At 42.2% G+C, this 8,873-nt stretch carries 12 protein-coding genes; 4 read left to right on the forward strand and 8 right to left on the reverse strand.

Going from position 1 to position 8,873, the window contains the following annotated elements; translation table 11 throughout:
- Window positions 1-171 precede the first annotated feature (171 nt).
- Window positions 172-726: a GNAT family N-acetyltransferase gene (locus tag A2517_RS08030; RefSeq protein WP_294895884.1), complete on the forward strand. Its 555-nt coding sequence runs from the start codon at window positions 172-174 to the stop codon at window positions 724-726.
- Window positions 727-798: 72 nt separating this feature from the next.
- On the opposite strand, the gene rpsR is transcribed toward A2517_RS08030, so the two are convergent.
- The 5 genes from rpsR to A2517_RS08055 form a co-directional block, all read right to left on the reverse strand.
- A complete protein-coding gene (rpsR, locus tag A2517_RS08035) occupies window positions 799-1,059 on the reverse strand; it encodes a 30S ribosomal protein S18 (protein WP_294895886.1) in 261 nt (86 codons plus the stop codon).
- Between the two features lie 21 nt (window positions 1,060-1,080).
- Window positions 1,081-1,587, reverse strand: a complete 507-nt coding sequence (locus A2517_RS08040) for a single-stranded DNA-binding protein (RefSeq protein WP_294895888.1) — start codon at window positions 1,585-1,587, stop codon at window positions 1,081-1,083.
- 19 nt (window positions 1,588-1,606) lie between these two features.
- Window positions 1,607-1,990: a 30S ribosomal protein S6 gene (gene rpsF / locus A2517_RS08045; RefSeq protein WP_294895890.1), complete on the reverse strand. Its 384-nt coding sequence runs from the start codon at window positions 1,988-1,990 to the stop codon at window positions 1,607-1,609.
- A 117-nt stretch (window positions 1,991-2,107) separates the two neighbouring features.
- On the reverse strand, window positions 2,108-3,073 hold the full coding sequence (gene holA, locus A2517_RS08050; RefSeq protein ID WP_294895892.1) for a DNA polymerase III subunit delta: 966 nt from the start codon (window positions 3,071-3,073) through the stop codon (window positions 2,108-2,110).
- Window positions 3,066-5,015, reverse strand: coding sequence for a ribonuclease R family protein (locus tag A2517_RS08055; protein ID WP_294895894.1), 1,950 nt, complete (start codon window positions 5,013-5,015; stop codon window positions 3,066-3,068). Before A2517_RS08055 ends, holA begins: the two co-directional genes overlap by 8 nt.
- 69 nt (window positions 5,016-5,084) lie before the next feature.
- On the opposite strand from A2517_RS08055, the gene A2517_RS08060 reads away from it, so the two are divergent.
- On the forward strand, window positions 5,085-5,411 hold the full coding sequence (locus A2517_RS08060) for a hypothetical protein (RefSeq protein WP_294895896.1): 327 nt from the start codon (window positions 5,085-5,087) through the stop codon (window positions 5,409-5,411).
- A gap of 89 nt (window positions 5,412-5,500) precedes the next feature.
- Here A2517_RS08060 and A2517_RS08065 read toward each other — a convergent pair whose 3' ends face one another.
- Window positions 5,501-6,235, reverse strand: a complete 735-nt coding sequence (locus tag A2517_RS08065) for a hypothetical protein (RefSeq protein ID WP_294895898.1) — start codon at window positions 6,233-6,235, stop codon at window positions 5,501-5,503.
- Window positions 6,235-7,425: an AAA family ATPase gene (locus A2517_RS08070; RefSeq protein WP_294895900.1), complete on the reverse strand. Its 1,191-nt coding sequence runs from the start codon at window positions 7,423-7,425 to the stop codon at window positions 6,235-6,237. Before A2517_RS08070 ends, A2517_RS08065 begins: the two co-directional genes overlap by 1 nt.
- Window positions 7,426-7,810: 385 nt before the next feature.
- Between A2517_RS08070 and A2517_RS08075 the strand changes: the two genes are divergently transcribed.
- Both A2517_RS08075 and A2517_RS08080 read left to right on the forward strand, forming a co-directional pair.
- Window positions 7,811-8,047, forward strand: a complete 237-nt coding sequence (locus A2517_RS08075; RefSeq protein ID WP_294895902.1) for an antitoxin — start codon at window positions 7,811-7,813, stop codon at window positions 8,045-8,047.
- Window positions 8,047-8,448, forward strand: a complete 402-nt coding sequence (locus A2517_RS08080) for a type II toxin-antitoxin system VapC family toxin (protein ID WP_294895904.1) — start codon at window positions 8,047-8,049, stop codon at window positions 8,446-8,448. The genes A2517_RS08075 and A2517_RS08080 overlap by 1 nt, the downstream gene beginning before the upstream one ends.
- Window positions 8,449-8,509: 61 nt before the next feature.
- Here A2517_RS08080 and A2517_RS08085 read toward each other — a convergent pair.
- Window positions 8,510-8,873 (reverse strand): diguanylate cyclase (locus A2517_RS08085; protein ID WP_294895906.1); only part of this gene is annotated, 364 nt, incomplete at its 5' end.

The raw sequence follows: 8,873 nt of genomic DNA on the forward strand, positions 1-8,873 counted from the left end.
GAACCCGGAAGCTAAGACCCTCATCGCTCATAATACTGCATCTTTCAGGTGTGGAAACGTAGGTCGCCGCCTGGCCTCAGATTTTTCTTCTAATTCTTCTTCTAAATAATCACACATCTTTACTCATTGTCAAAATCAACCTCTTAGTATTGCTACTGTATACTTTCATTTATGAAACCAACACTCTATTTCCTTAGATCCTCTGAACAAAAAATTCTGACCGATATGCTCCATTATGCGATGCGCTTAGACGACGTCAATAAATCACTCTCCGATATTCCTAAACTGGCTATTTATAACGAGTTCTACGGCTATACCAGTAAAGACTTAGGTTTGTATGCCCTTGTCGATAATCAGCTCGCAGGAGCAGTATGGATACGCCGTTTGAATGCCGATCACGGTTCAAACGGCTACATCGATGAGAATACCCCTATTTTGAACATGGCTGTGCTTCCTGACTACAGAGGGCGAGGGTTAGGATCACAGATGATCGAACAATTGTTTATCGAAGCGGGAGCACTCTATGAGCAAATCAGTGTCAGTGTTGTCCATGATTCAGCCGCAATTCGTTTTTATGAGCGGCATGGGTTTGTGCGTCACGATAACGGCTCTGTAGAGCAAAGTTTTGTTGATGGCAATAAAGTTATTACATTGGTTAAAAAACTTCAAAAAGCGACAGTTGTACGCCCATCTGATGGATATGATCCAAGACGTTGGATGGATTAAGTAAACGATTAAAGAGTGTTGCGTGAGGAGAGAGGAATGTCGGCAAAATGCCGACATTGGTGATGCTGATTCTTAGTTGTTATCGAAAGAAGCGCCAGCGATCACTTTACGTGATACAGTGTATGGAATCAACGCAGCTGCGCGTGATTGTTTGATCGCGATTGTAACCATATCTTGGTGACGTTTACAGTTACCTGTAAGACGACGAGGCATGATTTTGAAACGCTCAGAGAGTGAATATTTCAATGACTGTACATCTTTGTAGTCAATGAAATCAACTTTTTGCTCGCAGTATTTGCAATAACGTTTTTTGTATTTTCTTTTTTCTGACATGGTTCTATCCTTGTGCTTATTCTAAAACGGAATTTCGTCTTCGTTTATATCAATCTCTGGGAGATTGTTTTCCGGCATTCTGGCCGGTGCGGGTTTAGAATACGACGGTGGAGGGGTGTAAGCCGCTTTTGGAGCCGGAGCATCATAGCCGCTATTTCCAGCATCGCTGTATTCGTTATAACCGCCCTGAGAACCACCCTCGCCGCGTGAATCGAGCATTTGCATCGTTTCGACGATAACGGAGTGTTTAGAGCGCTTTTGGCCACTGGTTTGGTCAACCCATTGTTCAAAACTTAGTCTCCCCTCAACAAGGATTTTAGAGCCCTTGCGAAGGTATTGGTTGGCTACTTCACCCGAGCGGCCGAAAAAAGTGATGTCGACAAAACATGTCTCCTCTTTTTTCTCACCGTTTACCGTAAATTTACGGCTGGTTGCAATAGCGGTTTTGGCAATTGCCGAACCGTTTTGTGAATATCGAAGTTCGATATCTCGAGTAAGATTTCCAACCAAAATGACTTTGTTATACATAGGTTTTCCTTGTAATGACTTAAGAAGCTACTTCTTCTTTTTTCTCAGCAACAGCAGCAGTCGGAGCAGGTTTTTTGGTTTTTTCAACCATACCGTTCCAAGCCGCAATTTCACGCTTACTATCGTATTTCATTGTTACGAAACGCAAAATTTCTTCGTTGATACGAAAACGACGTTCAATTTCAGCAATTGCAGCAGGTGCAACAGTGTAATACATAACGTAGAAATAACCGCGAGCATTTTTCTCGATCGGGTAAGCTAATTTTTTCATTCCCATTGCGTCGCGAGCAACGATCTCACCGCCGTTTGCAGTGATCACTTCTTCAACGAGAGCGATGGTGTTTTTAATCTCTTCTTCTGTAAGAGTAGGTTTTACGATTACTAGGTTTTCGTAATGTCTCATAGCGTATGTCTCCTTATGGTGTTCGCCCCTTATGGTTGTTATACAGCACGACAGTCGTGTTGCAAAGAGCAAGGAACGCGCGGATTATACTGAAAAATAGCTTAATATTAGTTTTGGTTAAAGGATTGCTTGCAGTTTCAGTAACGCAGAAAGAAGCAGTGATTCTTGATCCGGCGAGCCTGTCGATTTCATTTTTAGCTCGGTATCGAGGAGGAGATTAATCCCCCGTTTGTACCCCTCAGGCGAGATTTTGATCGAGAGGGCGGCGCGCTCTTTTTCGACAAATCCCGGAAGTTTGTATCCCAAAACGAGAGCCGAATCGGCGACACCGTGAATTTTGATGGCACTGTTAAAGAGATAGAGCTGTGTCAAAAATCCGCTGATAGCGGTGAGGAGCTGGATCTCGTTTTCTCCCGATTCGAGGAGGTGACGAAGCGAGGGGAGGAACTCTTTTTTCTCGATGACGCGGGCGATGAAATGGTCGAGTTTGATTTCGCTCAGTCCGAAGACGTGCTCATCGATCTCTTTCATCCCGATCGGTTTGCCTAAGATGGAGAGTTTGGAGAGCTCGTTGCAGGCGAGAGCGAGATCGTTGTTGTGGATGTCGAGGAGGTGAAATGCCGCTTGATTATCGAGTTGAACCCCTAGCGCTTGCGCTTCTTGCATTACGATGGCGCGTGCTTCGGCGGCAAAGGGGTGAAAGAAACGAACGGAACCCGTGTGGGAGCCTTTGAACGCGGTATCGGCCCCTTTGACATCCTCGCCGTAGTAACAGTAGATAAAGGTGTTATCACTGTTTTTACCGACCAGTTCTACGAGGGTGTCGAGTTCGGCTTTGGGGAGCTTTTTCTCGTGTTTAACGATAAGGAGGTTTTGATCTCCGAAGAGCGACCCTTGCGAAAGGTGGGCTTTTGCAGTATTGAAATCGTATTCGTCATGATAGAGGCTGAGAACCGATGCCCCCTCGATCTGGGCAAGTCGGTGGGCATAGCGGTCGATCAGAAAATGGCTCTCGCCGAAGAGCGCCATCGCTCGTGGTGCTGAATGATTTTGGAGGTGACGGTCTAGCTCTTGTCTATTCATCCGTTTCCTTCTCTATTCGGCTCACAAATGAGGCGGTGATTTTTGCGGTGGCAAGGTTGGCGGTTTCGATTTTGACGATGATGTCATCGAAGAGCATCAAACCAAATTGTGAGGAAATCTGTACTTTTGCCCCCGTAATGGTGTCGTGAATTTCGGCGATGAACGGCTCTTCGGCACGCATAATACGGGCTTTGAACTCTTGACCGATCACGGTGGCCGCCCAGCGGGCGAATTTGCGCTCTTGGAATCGGATCTCGATGTCGCTCGCTTCACGCTCTTTTTCACTGATGGAGGTACAAAGAGACTCGATGTTGCGCAATACGTACGATCCCTCTTCGGTATCTCCTGCGGCAATCGCTTTGAGGAGGCGGTGGACGATCAGGTCGCTGTAGCGGCGGATCGGAGAGGTGAAGTGGGTGTATCGATCAAATCCCAATCCGAAGTGTCCCATATTGTAGGGGGCGTAGCGTGCCTGCATCTGAGCGCGGATGATGAGGGTATCGACCTCGCTGATGAGATCGCGTCGCTCCGCTTCGGCTTGGATCGCCATAATGGTCTCTTTGATAGAGCCTTGGGACTCGACGAAAATACCGATGCTCGCCAACTCGGTGTAGAGGCTTTGGAGCTTCATCGGGCTAGGGGATTCGTGGATACGAAACACTCCCCGTTCGTACAGTGAAGCGGCGGCTTTGTTGGCGAGGAGCATACAATCTTCGATGAGGGCATGGGACGGCGTTTCAACGGCAAACTCGGTGGAGACGATATTCTGTTCTTCATCGATTCGCATCTCCAGTTCGCTGGAACGGAAGTTATACCCTTTTTTCATCCGCTCTTCACGCAGTTTATAGGTGAGGTCGTTGAGGAGAGGGATATAGGCTAAAACCTTGGTCTCTTTTTCGGTTTTAGCTTCGAGATTCCCTTCGAAAAAGGCGTCGATCTCTTCGTAGCTGAAACGGCGGTGAGAGTGGATGATCGACTCATACAGGGTATGCGAATCCATCTCATAGGTTTCGGGATCGATGTGCATCTCAAACGTGTAGGCGAGACGATCGACGAGAGGCTGGAGGGAACAGAGAGTCTCGCTGAGTTCGCGTGGGAGCATCGGGATGGATCGGTGGGGGAGGTAGATCGAGAAACTGCGGTATATCGCCTCGGCATCGATCGCTCCAAACGGGTGGACGTATTCGCTCACATCGGCGATGGCGACGTAGAGGGTGGAGGTTTCGGGGATGAAACAGATCGCGTCATCGAAATCTTTGGCGGTGACGGGGTCGATGGTACAAAACGGCAGATGGCGCAGATCGCGGCGGTTGGGATACAGCGAGGCATCGACCTCTTTTGGAAATTCGCGTGCCATAGCTAATACGTCATCTTCGAACGCATCGTGTTTGTTGTAGAGGGCGAGGACGATTTTCTCATCCACTTTCGGGTCACTGAGGTTGCCCAGATAGGCGGCTATTGTTCCGCTTTGGTTGTTGATCTGATAGAGTGAGCCTTCGGCTGTTTCGGGAAGATCATTGAGGGCAAATCCTGCGGGGTGATCGGTGCGGATGTCTTGGAGACTCAAATAGCCGTTTTTCATCGTGACGACGGCGACGCTGAACGTTTCGCTCCGTCCGGCGATTACGACGACTTTCGCCTGTGGACCACCCCGTTTTCCCAAAAGCCGTTGGGCAATGACGAGATCGCCGCTTTTGGCTCCCATAAGGTTATTGGTTTCGATAAAGTGGTCGCGGATACTCTCACCGAGTGTTTGCAGATAGGCACCGCTCTCAGAAGCGAGGGAGATGATACCGGCGCGGTATTGAGATGCGAGCTGATATTTGTTCTCTTCATGCGTTAGAAGTTTCCGTGTAAGCCATTCATTAATATGCTCACGCTCTTCGGGTGCGATATCTTGGTCATAAAGACCGTGGGTAAGACGGATTAGGAGTGATTTCATGCAGATATTATAATCAATAAATACTTCTATGTTAGAATAACCTCTTTATTTTTACAAAGGAATACTCTAATGACACATGAAGCGATTTTAAATCAACTCGGATACACCCCTAACGAGGCATTGAGCCTCCAACTTGCCCGCATCGAAGATAATACACAGGGGTATGAAAAAATTATCAAACATATTTTGGATTTGCACGAAGCGTTGAAAACGGATGAATCGTATGTAGCGATGTCCAACAGCAACGACTATTTTAAAATCAAGATTGATGCGACGGGAGAAATCAGTGCCAGTGACGCGATGGAAAAAATCAACCATTTCGCGGATAAGTACAAAGTGAATCTCCAAAAAGTGGAGGGGAAACCGACCTATTATATCCTCGGATTTGCGGCGTAAATTATTGGTAGTAGAATGTCTGTTGAGGCGTTCTACTTTCAAAAAATATGTTAATATTTAACGCCTAGTAAATCGTAAATGTAAGAAAATTAAAGTTCAAGCTGATTGCATAAACCATTAACTTCATCACATTCGGTGCGAACTTTATGTAACTTATCGGAAATTTTTTTAGCATATTTTGAGTATAAACTTAAATCTTTATTTAGTTTTAATCGCTTTGATTTAACGTAAGTCTGATAAGCAAGTAAATTTAAACGGCCTATAACTTCGTCAGTAGTTAACATTTCAAAATCAAAACTGGGAGGTAAATCAGAAAATATCAATTCAGTTCTGTCATGAGTTGCTAATACCCAATTTTCTGTTGAATGTACCGAATGTAAAAAATATAAGTTAGAAGGCTTTATACTTTCACCTAGCCATGTTAAAAAAGCCTTATTGCAAAAATGCTTTTGAGCCCTTTTGGTAGAGCCAGAGTATGGCGGTAAAACATCAGTAATCTCATCAACAATATCTGTGTCCATTTGAATAATTAAGCCATTTGCTCCTGATATTGCTATTTCTGCCATCCAATTTTTTCGTCTTGCGGCAAAGGCTTCTAAACTATTCAAAGTTGGATCTATGTTCTTTCCGTACAATTTGCACCATCTACGAACTTCTTTCCAACCAAAATCGTCATATCGACCTGTTGTTGCATCTTTTTGTGGGGCCAATGCTCGAATTTCTATTTTTTTACCAGTATTCAAAGAAATTCTCTTTGAAATTTCACTTATAACTAAAAAATCTGTTGGACCTTCAGAGACTAATAGATAAAGCAAGGGCTCCATTAAAATCCTTTTGGCATTCCACCAATTGCACCTGATAACCAAATTTCAGATAATCTCAATCCGAAATATTTTTCTTCCCATTCTTCTTTTGTCATGCCTTTTGGAGGCATAATTCTTTTTAACTCAGTTAGTCCTTTATCTGATCTAGATACAACAAATAAACGATGTTGATCATTAAATAAATCTATTCCATCAAGCGTTGTAGGGTTATGTGTTGTTAAAAAAATCTGTTTTTCAGGATGTTTTTCTAAAATCTCTACTATATGTATCATTAATTGTCTTATTAGCCCAGGATTTAGAGTACTATCTACATTGTCTAAAGCAAAAATATTTGGAGCTTTTTTATGAATCAATAAAACTAATACAAATAAAATAAATAATGCCCCTTCACTAACATCATAAGCGTACAGTTCATTGAAATTTGTTTTCATAAACTTATCATTATACTTTACAATCCTACTTCCAACTAGACTTTGTTCTGGCGATACACCTGGGTTGATTGCTGTTGATGTTCCTATTGATTGAAACCATTCAAATAATTTAAAAAATCTTTGAAGCTCACCCTTATTATCTTCATCTTTAATAAGCTCTGCTAATGCTTTTGCTAATCCTCCACCATAGAGTCCTAAAGGTTCTTGATAACTTTCATCTGAAGCTACCCCTCTTAAAATAGGTGTTGAAGGAGAGTATATTGCAAACTTTTTCAGATTCTCTAAAATTGGTGTATAAGAAGCCTCAAAGCTTTGAATAACTCCTAATATACTTTTTTGATTATCAAGTTTATTTATTGAATTATTATTAAATGTCGCACCGGCATATGAGCGTCCTGCAATTTTGCTATGCTTTTCTTTTAAATTTTCAGAAAAGTACGAAAACTGTTCAGATGAATTTATTTTCATATCATATTCATAATCAGACATTTTCGCTTTTAATTCAAAAAATTTCTTTCTAGGAATATTTCGGAATGCACTTCTAAATATATCAGCAGCAGAAAGGCGGGAGCCTCTATTTTTGAGTTTTTGATAATCTATTCCACCCTCTGCTGATGCAGAAAGAACAGCAAGAGCTTCTAGAAAATTACTTTTCCCTGCCCCATTCGTTCCAATTAAGATATTCATCTGCCCAAGTGACACTGTCTGCTCTTGAATAGATTTGAACCCTTTTATGGTAACTTCATCAATTATTGCCATGCAGTTAAATTACTTTCAAAATAGTATTTTAAATTATATCTAGTCATATTAGCTAAAAAATACTTATTTTATATAAATTTTTATATCCACAAATAAATATCTTTTACTTAGTTAGATATAACATTTGTAATTTACTATCGGACAAAATAGCGTAATCTTTAATTTATGCTATTGTTTATCAACATATAAACTAGTTAGTAGCTAAACATGCAAATAAATCTCCACTAAATTATAAAAAATAGGGGTCATCTATTCAATTTTCATGCATCTGTATTCCCCCTCAAAAGATCGTAAATAAAAGCGAAAAAAAATCATTCTATATCTATTGACACGGGCTTTGATTTGGTATATACTTATGGTATATATCTTGCATAAAGGATCTGAGATGACGGTTATGGCAAAAGTGTTTCAAAACGGTCGTTCACAGGCGATTCGTATCCCAAAAGAGTTTCGTGTCGATACGGATGAAGTGTGCATCGATAAAATAGGCGATACGCTGATTATTAAGCCGAAAAAAGAGAAGAAATGGGATCTGTTTTTTGATGCCTTAGAGGAGATCGATACTGCGGGATTTCTGGAAGATCGAGAGCAACTGCCTATTCAAAATAGAGAGATATTTTAATGCTTTACATGCTCGATACCAACATGTGCAGCTATATCATCCGAAATAAGCCTGAGCATATCAAAGAAAAACTCAAAGCTGTTGAAAAAGATCATACGATAGCTCTTTCTACTGTCGTCGTGTCTGAACTGATCTATGGTGCAAAGAAAAAAGGGAGCGAAAAACTCTTTGATCTCGTCCTCTCATTTGTTGAGAATTTTCAGATCATGGATTTCGATAAAAACAGTGCATTAGCCTATGCTACTATTCGGGTAGAATTGGAAAATAGCGGAAATATTATCGGCTCCAATGATCTGTTCATTGCCGCCCATGCCAAAGGGAGTGATGCGATATTGGTCACCAATAACACCAAAGAATTTGAGCGGGTTGAGGGATTGCGATTAGAGAACTGGGTAAGCTAAAACTTCAAAAAGTGGAGGGGAAACCGACCTATTATATCCTCGGATTTGCGGCGTAGAGGTATTAGTCAGAGATATCGGTTGAAGCGGATGAATGCATTGCTTCAATGGATTGCTCTAATATCTCTTCCGCAAGTAGGCATGAATCTATTTGTACGATCCCCATCAAAATATTTTGATGTTTCTGGGTTGACTCCTGCTCAAATAAAATAGATTTTGATATCAGACGATAAAAACGTTCCGCTGCAATTTCCGCATGTTCATCACTCGTATGGCGTAATAAAATTGAAAAAACCCCATCCCCGTAATAAGCTATCGAATCACTTCGACGCAAGGCATTTGAAAGGGTTTTTGCTAGCTCGCGTATCAGGTTCGCATGAGCTTTTTTATTTTCAACCTCTATCGTTTCGATGACTAATGAGACAGCC

It is taken from the genome of Sulfuricurvum sp. RIFOXYD12_FULL_44_77 (assembly GCF_001830725.1).
GTDB classification, from domain to species: domain Bacteria; phylum Campylobacterota; class Campylobacteria; order Campylobacterales; family Sulfurimonadaceae; genus Sulfuricurvum; species Sulfuricurvum kujiense_A.

Excerpts from the sequence above, each read along its gene's own strand:
- A2517_RS08030 (WP_294895884.1), top strand. The coding sequence starts at position 172 with ATGAAACCAACACTCTATTTCCTTAGATCCTCTGAACAAAAAATTCTG.
- rpsR (WP_294895886.1), bottom strand. The coding sequence starts at position 1,059 with ATGTCAGAAAAAAGAAAATACAAAAAACGTTATTGCAAATACTGCGAG.
- A2517_RS08040 (WP_294895888.1), bottom strand. The coding sequence starts at position 1,587 with ATGTATAACAAAGTCATTTTGGTTGGAAATCTTACTCGAGATATCGAA.
- rpsF (WP_294895890.1), bottom strand. The coding sequence starts at position 1,990 with ATGAGACATTACGAAAACCTAGTAATCGTAAAACCTACTCTTACAGAA.
- holA (WP_294895892.1), bottom strand. The coding sequence starts at position 3,073 with ATGAATAGACAAGAGCTAGACCGTCACCTCCAAAATCATTCAGCACCA.
- A2517_RS08055 (WP_294895894.1), bottom strand. The coding sequence starts at position 5,015 with ATGAAATCACTCCTAATCCGTCTTACCCACGGTCTTTATGACCAAGAT.
- A2517_RS08060 (WP_294895896.1), top strand. The coding sequence starts at position 5,085 with ATGACACATGAAGCGATTTTAAATCAACTCGGATACACCCCTAACGAG.
- A2517_RS08065 (WP_294895898.1), bottom strand. The coding sequence starts at position 6,235 with ATGGAGCCCTTGCTTTATCTATTAGTCTCTGAAGGTCCAACAGATTTT.
- A2517_RS08070 (WP_294895900.1), bottom strand. The coding sequence starts at position 7,425 with ATGGCAATAATTGATGAAGTTACCATAAAAGGGTTCAAATCTATTCAA.
- A2517_RS08075 (WP_294895902.1), top strand. The coding sequence starts at position 7,811 with ATGACGGTTATGGCAAAAGTGTTTCAAAACGGTCGTTCACAGGCGATT.
- A2517_RS08080 (WP_294895904.1), top strand. The coding sequence starts at position 8,047 with ATGCTTTACATGCTCGATACCAACATGTGCAGCTATATCATCCGAAAT.